This window comes from Geobacter sp. (assembly GCA_009684525.1).
Taxonomy (GTDB): domain Bacteria; phylum Desulfobacterota; class Desulfuromonadia; order Geobacterales; family DSM-12255; genus Geoanaerobacter.
The window spans coordinates 92,111-108,251 of record WKKR01000001.1 but is presented as its reverse complement, the minus strand read 5'-3'; the positions used below and the strand labels follow the sequence as shown (position 1 = coordinate 108,251).

The window sequence follows — 16,141 nt, the reverse complement described above, 5'->3', positions numbered from 1 at the left end:
TAGTGCAGATATCGCCGCTCGACATCCAGCAGCAGCAGTTCAAAGGGAAGATGCTCGGCGGGCTCGACCCCGACGATGTGGATTCCTTCCTGCAGCAGGTCTCCCAGGAGATGGAAGGCCTCATCCGGGAAAATACCGAGCTGAAGGAACAGCTGCGCAAGGCGTCGCTTGAACTGGAAGATGTCCGCCTGCGCGAGACCTCGCTGCGGGAAACCATGCTGGCAGCCCAGAAGATCTCCGAGGAGATGAAGGCCAATGCGCAGAAGGAAGGGAATCTGCTCATCTCCGAGGCCGAACTCAAGGCAGACCGGATCGTCGCCGAGGCGGAAAACCGGCTCATGCAGCTGAACAACCAGATCCAGGAACTGCGCCGGGAAAAACTCCAGTTTGAAACATCGTTCAAGGCCATTCTTGAAAACCACCTCAAACTCCTCAACGTCAACGGGGAATGACCCGTCCCAGCTCCCGTTCAAAGTGAGCCGGGCCGCAGACGGCGTCTGCTTCGTCGTCCATGTCCAGCCGCGTGCCAGCCGGACCGAGATCTGCGGGCTGCAGGGAGATGAACTGAAGGTGCGTCTCACCTCCCCCCCCGTGGACGATGCCGCCAACCGGCAGCTGGCCGAATTCATCGCCAAGAGCCTGGGGCTCGCCAAGTCCAGGGTTACCATCGTAGCCGGCACCAAATCCCGTCACAAAACAGTCCTTGTCACCGGTGTCGAACCCGGCCTGCTCCGTACCCTGCTCCCCTGCCCCCCCTGACCCTGGCGCATTTTTCCCGTTGAACACTCTTGACAAAATCGTCATGGAATCATTATAGTTACGAGAGAAAATTGCTTCAGGGGGTAGAGATCGAAATGCCTGTCTACGAATACCAGTGCACCGCATGTGACCACCAGTTCGAGTTGCGCCAGAAATTTTCCGACGAGCCTGCGAAAGAATGCCCTTCCTGCGGCGGCGAAGTGAAGAAACTCATCTCGTCTACCGCGTTCACCCTCAAAGGTGGGGGCTGGTATGCTGAAGGATATGGCAACGGATCGAAGAGCCCGGCCCCGTCCTGCCCGGCCAGCACCGGCGGCAGCTGTGCAGGGTGCCCTTCGGCGGCAGCAGCCTGAATCACGTGCAGCTTGACGTCAGTTTTACTAAACCTCCCGTTCGTGGAGGTTTTTTTATGCCGGATTTCCCCTGGCCACTTTACAAACCAATTCCATATCCCGTATGATGCAGGCAAAATTTCGCGAGGAGCATGAAGCCCATGGCACAACTGATCGACGGCAAGGCAATTGCGGCAAAGATTCGAAGCGAAATCACCGCTGAGGTTACCGACCTCAGGGCAAAGGGGATCGTCCCCGGCCTGGCAGTGGTCCTGGTGGGTGATGACCCGGCCAGCGCAGTATATGTTCGGATGAAAGAAAAGGCCTGCCAGGACGTGGGTATCTTTTCCGACGAGTACAAGCTCCCGGCGGATACCAGCGAGCAGGAACTTCTCCGCCTCATCGACAAGCTCAACTGCGATCTCCGCATTCACGGCATACTGGTACAGCTCCCGCTCCCCCGACAGATCAATACTGAGAAGGTGCTGGAGGCGATCTCCCCGCACAAGGATGTGGACGGATTCCACCCCTACAACGTCGGCCGCCTGATGGTTGGCAAGCCGCTGTTCCGTCCCTGCACCCCCTATGGCGTTATGGTGATGCTGAAAGAGACCGGTGTCGACCTGGCCGGCAAGGAAGTGGTCATTGTCGGTCGCTCGAATATCGTCGGCAAACCGGTTGCTGCCATGTGCCTGGCCCAGCATGCCACAGTCACGATCTGCCACTCCAAGACCAGGGATCTGGCCGCCAAGGTAGGACAGGCGGATGTCCTGATTGCCGCCGTAGGCCAACCTGAGATGATCAAGGGAGCATGGATCAAGGAGGGTGCGGTGGTCATCGATGTGGGTGTCAACCGGGTCGGGGAAAAGAAACTGGTGGGAGACGTGGAATTCGCTGCAGCCAGCGAACGGGCATCGGCCATCACCCCGGTTCCGGGAGGGGTTGGCCCCATGACCATCACCATGCTCCTCTACAACACGGTCGAGTCGGCAAAACATACCTGCAAAGGCTGAAAATACCGCTGAAAGCGGTTGCCTCACGCAACCATTTGAATATGATAAATATAGGGCGGATCAGATCTGGATCACCTGAGAGGAGTATCATTCATGCAGGTAAAAAAGGCGGTCTTTCCCGTTGCGGGCCTCGGCACCCGCTTCCTCCCAGCCACCAAGGCATCCCCCAAGGAAATGCTCCCGCTCATCGACAAGCCCCTGGTGCAATACGTGGTCGAAGAGGCGGTTGCCTCAGGGATCGAGCAGATCCTGTTCGTTACCGGTCGTGGCAAACGTGCACTGGAAGACCACTTCGACATTGCCTTTGAACTGGAAGCCCACCTCTACGATAAAGGGAAAGAAAAGGAACTCTCCCGCATCCGTGAGATTTCCGACATGGTCGATATCTTCTATGTCCGCCAGAAAGAGGCGCGCGGACTCGGCCATGCCATCCTCTGTGCACGGGACTTCGTGGGTAAAGAGCCCTTTGCCGTGCTTTTGGGCGATGACATCATCGATTCGGAGCGGCCATGCCTGGCCCAACTGCTGGATGTCTACCGGAAATATCGCGGACCGGTGCTCGCGCTGGAAAAAGTCCCAATGGAACTCATCTCCTCCTATGGCTGCGTCCGGGCGAATCACATCTCCGACCGGGTCTACGAGGTGATCGACATGGTGGAGAAACCGAAGCTGGAGGAAGCTCCCTCAGACCTGGCCATCATCGGCAGGTACGTGCTCACCCCGGAGATATTCCCGATCCTGGCAACCCAGGAGCCGGGCAAGGGAGGGGAGATACAGCTCACCGACGCCATCCTCAAGCTTTCACGGGAGGAGGCGATCTATGGCTGCCAGTTCGAGGGGATCCGGCACGACTGCGGAGACAAACTCGGCTTTCTCAAGGCTACCGTGGACATGGCCCTGAAAAGGGAAGAGTTCAGCAAGGATTTCAGGGAATTTCTGGAGATGCGGATTTCAAATCAATAGAGCCTGCCGCGGCTGGACCCGCTGACAATACCATAATGGAAAAACGCGATGAGATGGAACTCGTCCTTGCCGTAGCCTTTGGGGAGAGCTCCGATCGGGCCGATCTGCCGTAACGCGCGACGCACCTCGTCATCGAGGATGATGCTCCCCGAGCTCTCCAGGACTACCGCCTTTTGTATCTCGCCCTTCCGGTTGAAGGTGATCCTGACCGGGACCACCCCTTCTATTCCCAGCCGTGCAGCATCGGGTGGGTATCGCCAGACATTATAGACCGCGGTTTCAAATCTCCGCAGGAACGAACCGAACAGGATATCATCGGTATTGAGAAACTTGGTGTCATTTTCCTTCACCTCGTCCTCATATTTCCTGCGATAGTTCTCCTCTAGCCGCTCCAGACGGTTGGCGGAAGGAAGGAGCTTTGCCAGATCGGGCAAGTCCTCTTTCTTCGCCCTGAAGAGGCTGTCTCCGGGCATCTCACTTTTCGCTGGCTTTTGCCTCGAAGGTTCGGCGATCCGGGGTGAAGGCACGGCTTGCGGCTGCCGTGGCGCCACAGGAGGGGGAGTGATGCGATTACGCAGCTGGTCCCCGCGCGGGGCAGATTCGACCGGCACCCGTTGCCTGGTCTCTGCCTGCCGTTTTGCCTTTTCGTCCCCGCGAGGGAGTTGCTCTTTCAGTTGCGGCAGATCCTCAAGGTCAACCATGATCGGTTCGGTCTCTTTCTTCTGCTCGGCCGGGGGAAGGTAGACAAGGAGCAGCAGAAACAGGACATGCAACAGAAACGATATGGTCAGCGTTATGTTAAGGGATTTTTCTTCTGAACCGAGTGACATGCATTCTCTGTGCGGGCTGGGATACACTGCGGAATGAATTGTATGCCTACCTCTGCCAAAAAGCAACCCTCCGGGGGGTATTGCACCATCAATCCACTATTTGAAAAAACTTTGACAGTGCACCGCCAATCACCTATCATCCGCAGGACTTCAGCGGCTGCCAGCCACCAGACCAGAGCATACCCCAAGGATTTGCATTCATGACAGGACAGACAACCATGTGGCTCGGCTTCGGGATCGTAATAACGGTAATGTTCGTCCTCGACCTGGGCGTCTTTAACCGGAAAAGCCATGAGATCCGTTTCCGCGAGGCCCTTGCCTGGACACTCACCTGGGTTACCCTGGCGCTGGCGTTCAATGTCTGGATCTACTACAGTATGGGACCCACCAAGGCGATCGAGTTCTTCACCGGCTATCTCATCGAAGAATCGTTGTCAGTGGACAACCTGTTTGTCTTCATCATGATCTTCTCCTATTTCCACATCACCAAGGTCCATCAGCCCAAGATCCTCAAATGGGGTATCATCGGCGCCCTGCTGATGCGGGCCGTCTTCATCTTCACCGGCATCGAGCTGATCGAACGGTTTCACTGGATGATCTATCTGTTTGGCGTCATCCTGGTGGTAACCGGCATCAAGATGGCCTTTGGAGGGGAAGAGAAGATCGAACCGGAAAAGAACCTGCTGGTCAGACTGGTCCGCCGGTTTGTCCCGATTACCAAGAGAATTCGCGATGACCGCTTCTTTATCCGCCGCCAGGGGATCTTGGCCGCGACTCCCCTCTTCCTGGCCCTGCTGGTGATAGAGTCGAGCGACGTGATCTTTGCCGTCGACTCCATCCCGGCAGTCCTTGCGGTCACCCACGATCCCTTTATCGTCTATACCTCCAACGTATTTGCCATCATGGGGCTCCGCTCGCTCTACTACCTTCTTGCCCACGTCATGGAAATGTTCGTCTATCTCAAGCTCGGCATCTCGTTCATCCTGACCTTTGTCGGCGTCAAGATGCTGCTGGTGGATGTCTGGCACATCCCGATCTATTTCTCCCTCGGCGTGATTGTCGGCTCCCTGGCCATTGCCATTCTCACCTCGATCACCATCGGACGTCATCGACATCAGACGCAACACTGAAAAAAAGGAGGGGCCAAAAGCCCCTCCCGGATTCCGCACAGAGGTTGTCTCGATTCAGGGAGTCGCCTCCTCTTCTCGTTTGCTGATCCGTACGCGAACAATGGCGGTTGTCTTCACCTCTTCGCAAATGAAACGAAATCCCTGCCACGACACGGATTCACCCCGTTCCGGGAACCTGCCCAACTGATCGAGAATGAGGCCGGCAAGGGTATCATACTGCAGGTCCTCACCCAGCTTGATCCCCAGCAGATCCTCCAGGTCGCTCAACGAGATGAGTGCGTCAACGATCAGCGAGCCATCGGCCAGTTTCTGCACCCGACGCGGTTCTCCGACATCATGCTCATCCTCAATCTCTCCCACCAGTTCCTCCAGCAGATCTTCGGTGGTAGCCAAACCGCTGATCCCGCCATATTCATCTACCACCAACGCCATATGAATCCGTTTGCGCTGCATCTCCTTCAGCAGTTCATTGACCTTTTTCCCTTCCGGGACATAAAAGGGCGGCCTGATGATCGCTTCGATAGCAAAATCCTGGTCATTGACCATCCTGCCGAGGAAATCCTTGCCATGGACAAAGCCGACAATCTTCTCAATACTGCCGCTGAATACCGGGTACCGGGAATACTGGTTTTCCAGAATAAAGCGAAGCATTTCTTCCCGCTGCCAGTCGAGATCGAGTGCCGCGATTCTGGTACGTGGTACCATAACTTCGCGCACTGCCGTGTGGGTAAAGTCAAAGATGTTTTTGATATATTCATGTTCGCTGGCGCTGAAGACTCCGCTTTCGTGGCCCTCGGCAACGATGAGTTGGACTTCTTCCCTGGTTATGAAGGCACGCTCTTCCCCCTTGATCCTGAACAGACGGAGAACGGCCTTGCTGGAAACGGTCAACACGCTCACCACTACCCCGCATAACCGCTCCAGAAACCTGATGGGACCGGCAACCCGCAGAGCCATGGTATCGGCATACTGGAGACCGATGGTCTTGGGAACCAGTTCCCCCAGAATCAGTGAAAAATAGGAGACCAGGGCAACCACGATGGTAACGGCGATCGGTTCAGCCGCATTGCTGATCAGTGCAACCGAAGAGAGACGTAGCGCAGGCCGAAGGTGTTCAACAGCAATAATACCGCCGACTGTCGAGGCGGTTGAACCGACGACGGTCACGCCGATCTGGACTATGGCAAGAAGGCGATGAGGGTCTTGCTGCAGCTCTTCCACCGTTTTTGCCCGTTGATCACCTTCTTCAACCAGTTGCGCAACCCGGCTTTTCCTGATGGAGATAATGGCAAATTCGGAGCAGGAAAAAAAACCGTTAATGATTATCAGGACGAAAATCAGCAGCAATTCCAGAGTCACGGTATCCAAGCATTCCTCACCTTCGGTTCTGCGTCTCTTGCAGCACGGATAGTTCTATCTGTGTATTTTTATCATCCACATGGCCTAATGTAAACAGAACCGTTGCTCTCACGAGCCGTTTTGCCCGAATTGCGGGGAAAAAGCTGTTGACAAATCAGACCTCCGGGTCTATAGATTTCCCATAATTCCTCGTTAGGAAGAGGCGTTAGCACAAACAGAAGCTACTGCCCAGAAACGTCGAAAGACGCCAATGTGGTAGACCAAGTCTGGCCGGATTAAGGCTTTACTTAAGGTAGCTGGTGAAAACCTACGTTGTGCTCTGCCGAAACTCAACCAGGGGGAAATGGTGGTGTCGTCGTGCGCAAAGGCCCTTTCTCCCCGGAAGGGCTTTTTTGTTTTGGAGACGGTCATGAACGGCATCGTCAGCGAACTGTTTGTCAGCTCTCTCTTGGGTAAGACCGTGCTCAGCGATCTCGGCCAGGAAATCGGTACGCTCCGCGATCTCATCATGGTACCCGGCGAAACCTTTCCCATTGTCTCCCACCTTCTGCTGAAAAATCGCCAAGGCCTGTGTACCGCAAGCTGGGAGCAGATTTCCCTCTTCAACCGGGCGGTTATCTCGTTATCACAGGCGTCTGCCACTTCTCTGCCGACCTATTGTCCCTCCGAAGGGGAGATCCTGATCAAACGCGACATCCTTGACAAACAGATCGTCGATGTTGATGGTGCCAAGGTTGTACGGGTCAATGACGTCAAGCTGGGACGCTTTAACGACCAGCTCTGCATATTCTCGGTAGACATCGGCTTTCGCGGGCTATTGCGAAGATTGGGCTACGAAGGGCTGGGAGAATCGGTGGCCCATCTCCTCAAGCAACAGATCCCCACCACTGAGATCAGCTGGCAGTTCGTGCAACCACTGGAGATGCACACGTCGCGACTGGCACTCACCGTGGCACGCGATCAGATGAAGGAGCTGCATCCGGCCGACCTTGCGGATATCATCGAGCAGATCCCGGTAACCAACATCCAGACCGTTCTGTCGACCATCGACACCGAGACCACCGGCGACACATTATATGAGCTGGAACCGGAATTCCGCAATATGGTGATCCAGCAGTTGGGAAGCGAGCAGGCCTCGGATATCCTCGAAGATATGGCACCTGATGAGGCTGCAGATGTTCTTGCCGACCTCCCGGAAGAAACGGCCCAGGAGCTTCTGGGGCTCATGGAAACCGACGAAGCCGAAGAGATCCAGGAACTGATGGAGCATGAGGAAGACTCTGCCGGCGGTCTCATGAATTCCGAGTTCCTCGCGCTCGCAAGTGACATGACCGTTGCCGAAGCCCTGCGCCAGGTGCGCCTCGTCGCTCCGGATGTGGAAACCATCTACTACGCCTATCTGCTGGATGCAGACGAGCGGATTGAAGGGGTCGTCAGTCTGAAGGAACTGCTCGTCAATCCGCCGGACTGCCCTTTGACGGAAATCATGATCGACAATGTCAAGAGCGTGAAGATCGATGCCGAACCGGAAGATATCTACGAGATTCTCTCTAAATACAATCTCATTGCCGTTCCCGTTCTCGATGAAGACGGGAAAATGGCGGGGATTGTCACTGTCGACGATATCCTGCAGCATTTCCTCTCTGCCATAACCAGACGCAAGCGCAATCTCTACCACTGAAAGCCGAGGAGTTGACGGCATGTTCACCGGCATCAGTCTGCTGAAATTTTTCAAGCCCCTGGGAAAGGTCAACAGAAAGAACATCCTGCTCTTTCTGGCCATACTCGGCCCCGGTGTCATAACTGCCAACGTCGACAACGACGCCGGCGGGATTACCACCTATTCCCTTGCCGGGGCGCATTTTGGCCATACCATCCTCTGGGTGATGATCCCCACGACTGTTGCGCTGGTGGTGATCCAGGAGATGTGCGCCCGGATGGGCGCTGTTACCGGCAAAGGCCTTTCCGACCTGATCCGGGAAACCTACGGTGTCAAGGTCACCTTTTACGTCATGGTTGCCCTGCTCCTCACCAACCTCGGCAATTCAGTATCGGAGTTTGCCGGGATTGCTGCCAGCCTTGAAATATTCGGCATCAGCAAATATCTGTCCGTTCCCTCCGGAGCCTTGCTGGTCTGGCTGCTCATCGTCAAAGGATCGTACCGGCTGGTTGAAAAGGTCTTTCTGGTTGCCTGCATGGTCTATATCGCATACCCCATTGCGGCATTCATGGCAAAACCGGACTGGCATACAATCATGACTGCAACAATTGTCCCCACGATCAAATCTGACAGTGCCTACCTGATGACCATCATTGGCCTCGTCGGCACCACCATTGCCCCGTGGATGCAGTTCTACCAGCAGTCATCGGTGGTCGAAAAGGGAATTACCATCGAACACTACGGGTTCTCCCGGCTCGATGTATTCATCGGATGTATCATGGCCATAGTGGTCGCATTCTTTATCGTTGTTGCCTGCGCATCGACCATCCACACCCAGGGCCTGCGGATAGAGACCGCTGCCGATGCTGCCGTGGCGCTGAAGCCTCTGGTCGGGAACTATGCCGCTAGCCTCTTTGCGTTCGGCCTTTTCAATGCCTCACTCTTTGCCGCCTGCATCCTCCCCTTGTCGACCACGTACTACATCTGCGAAGGGATGGGCTGGGAATCCGGGATCGACAAGGATTTCCGAGAGGCCCCCCAGTTCTTCTGGCTCTTCACGTTCATCATCATCCTGAGCGCCGCACTCATTCTCATCCCCAATACCCCGCTGATAACCATCATGTTCCTCTCCCAGGTGGTTAACGGTGTCATGCTCCCTTTCGTTCTGATTTTCATTCTGCTGCTCGTCAACAACAAACGACTGATGCAGAAATACCGGAACGGAATAATTTTCAATATTATCGCCTGGACCACGGTAGTAATCATGATCATCCTCACCCTGCTCATGACCCTGGATATGATTATCCCCAATGCAATCAACATGTTATTCGCGTTGTAACTGCCATTGGCCACCCTTTTCACCTTCACTTCTGACATCTGATATTTTTTTACCCAAACTTGACAATAGTTCTTGTCCAGCTATACTCTGGTTAAAGTTCTCTGATAATTGCTCTGGGGTGCAGGTAAGACGAGTTGAGGGCTCTGACTATTAATAACCTATCGACCCCCGGTTCAGACGCGGTGAGCAGGCCCTCATCGAAGAGGGAAGCCTGAAGTGTCTCCACGGGAAATGATGAAACCATGGTCAGTGACGTAAGCTGCTACGGTACTCTGGAGCAACGAATACAATTGGTGGTGACGGGATCACGACTGGATCTGTTATTCTCATCCGCCAGGCGCGTGAAACCGCTTGAAAAAGGGGGAAACCGACTGCACCACCCTCCGGGGATGATCGCCAAAGAGAGTTACCGAAGGCTGCAGTAAGGTCCTACCGACGGATGTCACAGAATGCCGATTACCACCAATTGTTGCTGAAAGAAAAAGCCCGCTCTTCGCGAACGGGCTTTTTCTTTTGAACGCATCGCTCTCCGATCAGCGAAGATCTGGCGGCACCCCCGCCTTTTGAGCATCTGCACTCAATTTCTCAAACCTGTTCTTAGCGGCAAGCTGCTGTTCTTCCAGCAGTTTTCTCGTATTTTCCAATATCCGGTATTCGGAACGCGACATCTGATCGGATTTGGCAAGCCGGGCATTGACCGCATCGATCTGGTCCTGGATAGATTTCAATTCTGCCTTGAGCATGGCAAACTCCTGTTGCCACACACGTTCGTCCTTTCCACCAAAGACTTTCCTGCTGTCAGAAGCTGCTGGAGACACCTCTTTGGGCAGACCATCGGACGTCCTGGGCTTCTCCTTGACGTTCGGTGCAGAAGATTCACTCTCTAATGTCTCATCGGCAGAATCCTCGCCGACGATTCGCGCCTTTTTCCGGAACTTCTGCGGAATTTTGCCATAATCCTCCGCAAAATTAACCACTCCCCGTTCATCTTCCCAGGTATAGATGGCTGCCATGGACGGCACAGCCATAATAACGGTCATGAGAACGGCAATCAGCACTGATGCTCTCATCCATCCCTCCACTCATTCAGGGGTATGCTAGCCCGGAGGCCAGGTGAACGTTCGACCTGCCAACAGATGGAAATGTATGTGGAATACCGATTGACCGGCACCGGCGTTATTGTTATTGACGATCCGGAAGCCATTCTCTGCTATTCCCTTGCTACGGGCAATTTCGGCAGCGACCAGGAAGATATGGCCGACCAGTTCCCGGTCGGAAACCTGCATATCAAGGGAATTGACAAAATGGCGCTTGGGAATGAGCAGCAGATGGACAGGTGCCACAGGGGATATGTCTTCTATAGCTATGATCAGTTCGTCTTCGTACACCTTTTTTGCCGGCAGTCTTCCATCAACGATTTTACAAAATATGCAGTCCTCCATACCCCTCCTTTCATGCGTGCTCAGTGCACTGACCAATGTTTTCGCCATCTCTGACAAGGTAGATCAAAAACTCCCGGTTTCCTTTCGGTCCCTGGATCGGCGATTCAACGACCCCGATGACGCACAGAGAGAGAGACCCGGCAAGCTGCGTCACCTTGGCAACGACCGCCCGGTGCTTCTCTTCATCACGAACCACGCCCCCCTTCCCCACTTCTCCCCTGCCGACCTCGAACTGGGGCTTGATGAGCGCAACTATCCGCCCCGTGGGCTTGATTAGCATTATAACGTGCGGAAGAATCTTGTCGAGCGATATAAATGAGGCGTCGATCACTGCCAGGTCAGGGATTTCGTCGAGTCGCGCCGGTTCAAGATAGCGGATATTGGTTTTTTCGAGGTTCACAACCCGCTCATCCTGACGAAGGCTCCACGCCAACTGGCCGTAGCCGACATCGACGGCGTAGACCTTTCGCGCGCCGCGCTGCAGCAGGCAGTCGGTGAAGCCTCCGGTGGATGCCCCCACGTCGAGGCCCACCGCCCCTGTCACATCGATATGAAATGCATCGAGAGCTTGCTGCAGTTTGAGGCCACCCCGGCTCACAAACGGATGGTCCGCCCCTTTCAAGCGGATCTCCGTCTCCGCTGCGACCGAGTGTCCGGCCTTTGTCTCAACATGATCGCCAACAACCACCAGACCCGCCATGATGAGGGCACGAGCCCGTTCGCGAGAAGGCGCCAGTCCACGTTCCACAAGCAGTTTGTCGAGCCGTTCCTTCTTCGGGTTCACTGCTGTTCCTTTGCTTCACTCCACAGATGCATGGCAAGAAAGATTGACATCAACACAAACCTCAGTGTATTAAAGCTGTTACATATTCCATCTCAAAGGAGTAAGTATCATATCTCGCCATGAAAACGAAGAAAATTAGAAAAATAGTGGTTCTTTCCGCAGCGCTGTGGTGCTTTTCCAGTGCCGAACCGACTTTGGCCTATCAGTCGCACGAAGCCCAGGAGTTCATGGCAGGCTTTACAGCCTACAAAAAGGGGGATTATTCCCTTGCCATCGGCAAACTCTCTCCGCTTCTCAGTCAGCCAGATTCCCAACTGAGGGAACTGACACTGCTGTTCCTGGCCCGATCCTATTTCAAGGATGGCAAGAGTGACGAATCGGCCTTCCTTATCCGGACCTGGGAAGAAGAATTCCCGCACAGCACACTGAAGGCCAGCATCGAGCAGGATGTCGCCAAGAATGCCCAGAAGCTGGATGTTACTGCCTATCGAAACATAAAATTGAAACGGGAACAGGAACGGATTGCGCGGGAACAGGCTGAGGCAGCTCGTCTTGCGGCAATCAAGGCGGAAGAGGAACGCAAGGCACGGGAAAAGGCAGAAGCGGAGCGGATCGCCCGAGAAAAGGCGGAAGCCGAGCGGATCGCCAAGCTGAAAGCAGAGGAAGAACGCAAGGCTCGCGAAAAGGCAGAAGCGGAGCGGATTGCCAGGGAAAAGGCAGAAGCAGAGCGGATCGCCAAGCTGAAGGCGGAAGAAGAACGTAGGGCTCGCGAGAAGGCAGAAGCAGAGCGGATTGCCAGGGAGAAGGCGGAAGCGGAACGGATCGCACAGGAAAAGGCAGCTGCTGAGCGGATCGCGAGCCACAAGGCCTATATTTACACCGCAGTCAGCACTCCCGCTTCCTTGCTTGCCGTCCCCGCTGATGAACAGGTCGTCGAGGTGGCAAAGGAAACGACCTTCCCGATTGTCGTCACCAACCCCGGCGTTGTGCCGGACCGCTTCGCTCTCTCGCTCGTGGCCCCATCCTCATGGAACGGAGCCTTCGTGCAGGGAGGAAAACATATCACGGAAACTCCTGAAATCCCGCCCGGCGGCAGCTTGAAACTATCCGTTGCGCTTACCCTGCCCGCAAACCTGGTCGACGGCCAGAACGCAGTTGTGCCGCTACGGATGGTATCGAAGATTGCAGACGAGCGGCCCGTGATCCAGGAACTTCATCTGACTGCCTCTGCGCCGCTCGTTCGGGCCATCGTCAAGTCGATCGACCGGGACGAAAATGACCCGTCACGGGGCCATTGCCTGGTCTCGGTGCTCAATGTCGGGAGCGCCGCGGCAGAGCGGCTGGTCGTATCGCTCAACCACTCAAAGGCATATACGGCTGTCCAGGGCACGGATGCCCCGTTCAGCAAGGTCTCTCACACCACCCTCAAGAGCAGGCCTCTCAAGCTGCAGTCGGGAGAGATGCAGGAATTCCTTCTTGACTTCCAGTTGAAGGACGAAGGACGCGCCAAGGAAGGGATTGCCTGCCAGACGGCCGTTTCCTTCGAATAGCCGTAGAGAATGCCCCACGAGAAAAGGCTTCACGGAGATTCCGTGAAGCCTTTTTGTTTCAATCGCTAACGTTTTAAAACTACTGGATTAGGAAGTCGGCCGCCGTCAGTGTTACTGAGGCACCACCTGCTACGGTCATGCTTACTGGAACAATGCTAAGTGAAGCCATGACTGGATTGTATCCATACTCTATATCCAAGAGCTTGACAGGAGCAGTACTTCCAAGAGCGACACCAGTCCCCGATAGATCAGCAAAACTGACAACTGTCGAATTCGCATCGGACTGTTGATAGTTCGGAATCAGAGTACCTAGTAACGCTACTGGTGTTATCGACTTGTAATAACAGGCAGAATTCGATACAGCATCGTTGACGATATTAAAGCGGATATCTGTGACGTTTCTCCCGGCGATCTTGGTCAGGGCGCTGGCGGTCAGGGAGACGCTTTTCGTGCTGGTGCCGATTTCGGGGAGGAACGAGACGATCGCGGAGGTTGTGGGATAGATGCCATAGGAAGCGGTGACAGTCGCGTTGCCAGTGGTAGTACTGTCACTGGACTTGAGATAGACATATGCTTTACCTGCTAAGGCACCACTCGCAATGACACCAGGAGTGGCCGATGTTCCATAAGTCCCTCCTTCAACCTTAATGACCCCTGCCCCCCCTGCAGCGTTCATGTTGATGAGGGTTCCGGATGACAGCGATGGGTAGAACGATGCAACAACGAGAATCGGATCAGCAGCAGTAACAAGGTAACTCTTGCTCGCGGTCAGGACCATCACGGGGCTGGTAATGCTGGCAAATTGGACGGAAACATCAGAGCTGTTGACAGTGCCGTATGTTGCTCGAACCACAACGGTGCCAGTACTGGCACCACTCGGAGTAAGAACAGCCGTTGCCTGGCTGTTACTGGTAGGCACATTCTGAGACGTGGCTCCACCAATCGATGCTATCGCGCCACCCGACACCACACTGAAGGTAACCAGACTTCCGTCTGCAACTGCAGGAGATACGGTTGCCGTCAGCGTTATCGGATCCGAGTTCATTGCCGCCGGGCTCGAAGCCGTCAGACTGACGGTTTGAGCGGTAAAACGGACCGTTTTCGTAGTGCTATTGGTCGTGCCGTAGGTTGCATAGATCTCTGTCGTCCCAGCAGTATCACTGGTGAGTTGAGCCGTTGCAACGCCATTCGTGATCGTCGCGGTGGTGGTCGATACCTGGGAAATGGCACTGAACGACCCCGGGCCACTGTTGATTTTGAAGGTCACCGTCCCGCTCGTAACCGTGGGCGAGACAGTGGCAGTCAGAAGGATTGCATCAGTACCGGTGCTTGCGGCCGAATCCTTCGACGAGGTAAGTGCAACCGTTGTCGTAGTCGTACTGCCGCCCCCACCGCCACCACAGGCTGTCAGAACGAAAAGTATGCCCAGGAACAAGAATCCTGCCTTCATCATCCTTCGCATGCAGGGTAACCTCCACAATAAATTTTTACTACTATACCAAGATGCCTGAGAAATTGAAAGCCTGCCCATCTGGCGGAAACGACACAGCCACCAAAAAAAACGGGGAGCCCGTGCGGCTCCCCATCTCTTCAACATACTGTTCAGGCAGTTTTCAACTCGTAGTGTCCATAACCTTTTTAAGAATATCCCACCCTTTGAGCAGATCGAGCGCCCGCAGAATCTGATAATCATTCTTGATCTGCTCATCGCTCTTATAGAGCGGCAGTTTCTCTTTCTTGTCGTCCTGACCTTTTTCAGGCTCCTTATCCTCGAAATGGTTCTCCAGATCCTTTTCACGGATATGCATGGAGTCCTTCTTTTCGGCAGCGGCCGGTATTTCCAGCTTCTCCACCGTAATATCCGGGGTTATCCCCTTGGCCTGAATGGAACGGCCACTCGGAGTGTAATACCTTGCAGTGGTAAGGCGCAGGCCTGAATTGTCGGAGAGTTCAATGAGTGACTGCACCGATCCCTTGCCGAAACTCTGGGTACCCATGATCACAGCGCGTTTGTGATCCTGCAGAGCACCGGCAACGATCTCCGAGGCACTGGCGCTGCCACCGTTGATCAGCACTACCATGGGGTAGTTCGGCTCTTTGGTTCCAGCCCGGGAAGAATACCGGACTTTGGAGTCTTTTTCCCGTCCCTCGGTATAGACAACCAGTTGCCCTTCGGCAATGAAATGTTCTGCAACGCGAACCGCCTGGTCCAGAAGCCCGCCGGGGTCGTTGCGGACGTCAAGCACGAGTCCCTTCAAGGAGCCGCCATTTTCGCTTCTGAGGGCATTCAATGCCTTGGCGAGGTCCGTGTCCGTCTTCTCCTGGAACTGAGCGATCCTGACGTAACCATAGCCGTTATCCAGGGTCTTGTACTTGATGCTCTTCACCTGGATGATATCACGTACCAGCGGGAACTCTTTCGGCTTCTCGAATCCGTCGCGCATGATGCTGAGGATTACTTTGGTTCCCTTCTGCCCACGCATCCTTTTCACCGCTTCGGTAATGGAGAGGTCCTTGGTGAATTTGTCGTCGATCTTCAGGATCTGGTCACCGGCCTTGATCCCGGCCTTATAGGCAGGCGTATCCTCGATGGGAGAAATGACCGTCAACATCCCGTCCTTGATGGAGATTTCAATCCCCAGGCCACCAAAAGCACCCTTGGTATCGATCTTCATCTCCTTGTAACTCTCGGGAGTCATGAAGGAACTGTGCGGGTCAAGGGAAGCGAGCATCCCGTTGATCGCACCGTAGATCAGTTTTTTGGTATCTACCTCTTCGACATAACTCTTCTTGACAAGGGCCAGAACATCGGTGAAGAGCTCAATCGATTCGTAGTCATTTCCTTCTGCGGCACAATGGCGCTGGGCACCGACCCCCACCACAATGACAAGGGCAACTCCAACGGTAAGCCAGAGAGCAAGCTTGCGTGTCTTTCCTTTTCCGAACATCATTCCTCCCGTTTCAGCTCCTATTGCTGCAC

At 54.7% G+C, this 16,141-nt stretch carries 16 protein-coding genes and 1 other RNA gene; 10 read left to right on the top strand and 7 right to left on the bottom strand.

Annotated elements, in window-relative coordinates; all coding sequences use genetic code 11:
* Positions 1 to 2: 2 nt before the first annotated feature.
* The 5 genes from GJT30_00535 (at position 3) to galU (ending at position 3,067) form a co-directional block, all read left to right on the top strand.
* Complete coding sequence (locus tag GJT30_00535) at positions 3 to 452, top strand: DivIVA domain-containing protein (GenBank protein ID MSM38098.1); 450 nt, start codon at positions 3 to 5, stop codon at positions 450 to 452.
* On the top strand, positions 412 to 759 hold the full coding sequence (locus GJT30_00530) for a YggU family protein (GenBank protein MSM38097.1): 348 nt from the start codon (positions 412 to 414) through the stop codon (positions 757 to 759). Before GJT30_00535 ends, GJT30_00530 begins: the two co-directional genes overlap by 41 nt.
* A gap of 95 nt (positions 760 to 854) precedes the next feature.
* Positions 855 to 1,112, top strand: a complete 258-nt coding sequence (locus tag GJT30_00525; GenBank protein MSM38096.1) for a zinc ribbon domain-containing protein — start codon at positions 855 to 857, stop codon at positions 1,110 to 1,112.
* Positions 1,113 to 1,252: 140 nt separating this feature from the next.
* Positions 1,253 to 2,104: a bifunctional methylenetetrahydrofolate dehydrogenase/methenyltetrahydrofolate cyclohydrolase FolD gene (gene folD / locus GJT30_00520; protein MSM38095.1), complete on the top strand. Its 852-nt coding sequence runs from the start codon at positions 1,253 to 1,255 to the stop codon at positions 2,102 to 2,104.
* Positions 2,105 to 2,197: 93 nt separating this feature from the next.
* Positions 2,198 to 3,067, top strand: coding sequence for a UTP--glucose-1-phosphate uridylyltransferase GalU (gene galU, locus GJT30_00515; protein MSM38094.1), 870 nt, complete (start codon positions 2,198 to 2,200; stop codon positions 3,065 to 3,067).
* Here the strand turns inward: galU and GJT30_00510 are convergent.
* On the bottom strand, positions 3,061 to 3,897 hold the full coding sequence (locus GJT30_00510; protein MSM38093.1) for a TonB family protein: 837 nt from the start codon (positions 3,895 to 3,897) through the stop codon (positions 3,061 to 3,063). The genes galU and GJT30_00510 overlap by 7 nt on opposite strands.
* A 200-nt stretch (positions 3,898 to 4,097) precedes the next feature.
* Here GJT30_00510 and GJT30_00505 point away from each other — a divergent pair, with 200 nt between their 5' ends.
* On the top strand, positions 4,098 to 5,027 hold the full coding sequence (locus GJT30_00505) for a TerC/Alx family metal homeostasis membrane protein (GenBank protein ID MSM38092.1): 930 nt from the start codon (positions 4,098 to 4,100) through the stop codon (positions 5,025 to 5,027).
* Positions 5,028 to 5,081: 54 nt separating this feature from the next.
* Here the strand turns inward: GJT30_00505 and GJT30_00500 are convergent, their stop codons facing one another.
* Positions 5,082 to 6,395, bottom strand: coding sequence for a DUF21 domain-containing protein (locus tag GJT30_00500; protein MSM38091.1), 1,314 nt, complete (start codon positions 6,393 to 6,395; stop codon positions 5,082 to 5,084).
* Positions 6,396 to 6,795: 400 nt separating this feature from the next.
* Between GJT30_00500 and GJT30_00495 the strand changes: the two genes are divergently transcribed.
* The 3 genes from GJT30_00495 to ssrS all read left to right on the top strand — a co-directional run bounded on the left by GJT30_00495 (position 6,796) and on the right by ssrS (position 9,668).
* Complete coding sequence (locus tag GJT30_00495) at positions 6,796 to 8,067, top strand: CBS domain-containing protein (protein MSM38090.1); 1,272 nt, start codon at positions 6,796 to 6,798, stop codon at positions 8,065 to 8,067.
* A 19-nt stretch (positions 8,068 to 8,086) separates the two neighbouring features.
* On the top strand, positions 8,087 to 9,385 hold the full coding sequence (locus GJT30_00490; protein ID MSM38089.1) for a divalent metal cation transporter: 1,299 nt from the start codon (positions 8,087 to 8,089) through the stop codon (positions 9,383 to 9,385).
* Between the two features lie 107 nt (positions 9,386 to 9,492).
* Positions 9,493 to 9,668: non-coding RNA, 6S RNA (ssrS, locus tag GJT30_00485), on the top strand.
* A gap of 250 nt (positions 9,669 to 9,918) precedes the next feature.
* Here the strand turns inward: ssrS and GJT30_00480 are convergent.
* The 3 genes from GJT30_00480 to GJT30_00470 are packed head-to-tail and all read right to left on the bottom strand — an operon-like array spanning position 9,919 to position 11,611.
* Positions 9,919 to 10,455 carry a DUF4124 domain-containing protein gene (locus GJT30_00480; GenBank protein ID MSM38088.1) on the bottom strand — a complete coding sequence of 179 codons (537 nt, stop codon included), beginning with the start codon at positions 10,453 to 10,455 and terminating at the stop codon, positions 9,919 to 9,921.
* Between the two features lie 27 nt (positions 10,456 to 10,482).
* A complete protein-coding gene (locus tag GJT30_00475) occupies positions 10,483 to 10,827 on the bottom strand; it encodes an HIT domain-containing protein (GenBank protein MSM38087.1) in 345 nt (114 codons plus the stop codon).
* A gap of 10 nt (positions 10,828 to 10,837) precedes the next feature.
* Positions 10,838 to 11,611, bottom strand: coding sequence for a TlyA family rRNA (cytidine-2'-O)-methyltransferase (locus GJT30_00470; protein ID MSM38086.1), 774 nt, complete (start codon positions 11,609 to 11,611; stop codon positions 10,838 to 10,840).
* A gap of 119 nt (positions 11,612 to 11,730) precedes the next feature.
* Here GJT30_00470 and GJT30_00465 point away from each other — a divergent pair, with 119 nt between their 5' ends.
* Entirely contained in the window at positions 11,731 to 13,161 is a 1,431-nt protein-coding gene (locus tag GJT30_00465) for a hypothetical protein (GenBank protein ID MSM38085.1), read from the top strand.
* Between the two features lie 79 nt (positions 13,162 to 13,240).
* Here the strand turns inward: GJT30_00465 and GJT30_00460 are convergent, their stop codons facing one another.
* Both GJT30_00460 and GJT30_00455 read right to left on the bottom strand, forming a co-directional pair.
* Complete coding sequence (locus GJT30_00460) at positions 13,241 to 14,428, bottom strand: hypothetical protein (protein ID MSM38084.1); 1,188 nt, start codon at positions 14,426 to 14,428, stop codon at positions 13,241 to 13,243.
* A 346-nt stretch (positions 14,429 to 14,774) separates the two neighbouring features.
* Positions 14,775 to 16,109, bottom strand: a complete 1,335-nt coding sequence (locus tag GJT30_00455; GenBank protein MSM38083.1) for a PDZ domain-containing protein — start codon at positions 16,107 to 16,109, stop codon at positions 14,775 to 14,777.
* Positions 16,110 to 16,141: the final 32 nt, after the last annotated feature.

Coding starts and splice junctions, on each gene's coding strand:
- GJT30_00525 (MSM38096.1), top strand. CDS start 855: ATGCCTGTCTACGAATACCAGTGCACCGCATGTGACCACCAGTTCGAG.
- folD (MSM38095.1), top strand. CDS start 1,253: ATGGCACAACTGATCGACGGCAAGGCAATTGCGGCAAAGATTCGAAGC.
- galU (MSM38094.1), top strand. CDS start 2,198: ATGCAGGTAAAAAAGGCGGTCTTTCCCGTTGCGGGCCTCGGCACCCGC.
- GJT30_00510 (MSM38093.1), bottom strand. CDS start 3,897: ATGTCACTCGGTTCAGAAGAAAAATCCCTTAACATAACGCTGACCATA.
- GJT30_00505 (MSM38092.1), top strand. CDS start 4,098: ATGACAGGACAGACAACCATGTGGCTCGGCTTCGGGATCGTAATAACG.
- GJT30_00495 (MSM38090.1), top strand. CDS start 6,796: ATGAACGGCATCGTCAGCGAACTGTTTGTCAGCTCTCTCTTGGGTAAG.
- GJT30_00490 (MSM38089.1), top strand. CDS start 8,087: ATGTTCACCGGCATCAGTCTGCTGAAATTTTTCAAGCCCCTGGGAAAG.
- GJT30_00480 (MSM38088.1), bottom strand. CDS start 10,455: ATGAGAGCATCAGTGCTGATTGCCGTTCTCATGACCGTTATTATGGCT.
- GJT30_00475 (MSM38087.1), bottom strand. CDS start 10,827: ATGGAGGACTGCATATTTTGTAAAATCGTTGATGGAAGACTGCCGGCA.
- GJT30_00465 (MSM38085.1), top strand. CDS start 11,731: ATGAAAACGAAGAAAATTAGAAAAATAGTGGTTCTTTCCGCAGCGCTG.
- GJT30_00455 (MSM38083.1), bottom strand. CDS start 16,109: ATGTTCGGAAAAGGAAAGACACGCAAGCTTGCTCTCTGGCTTACCGTT.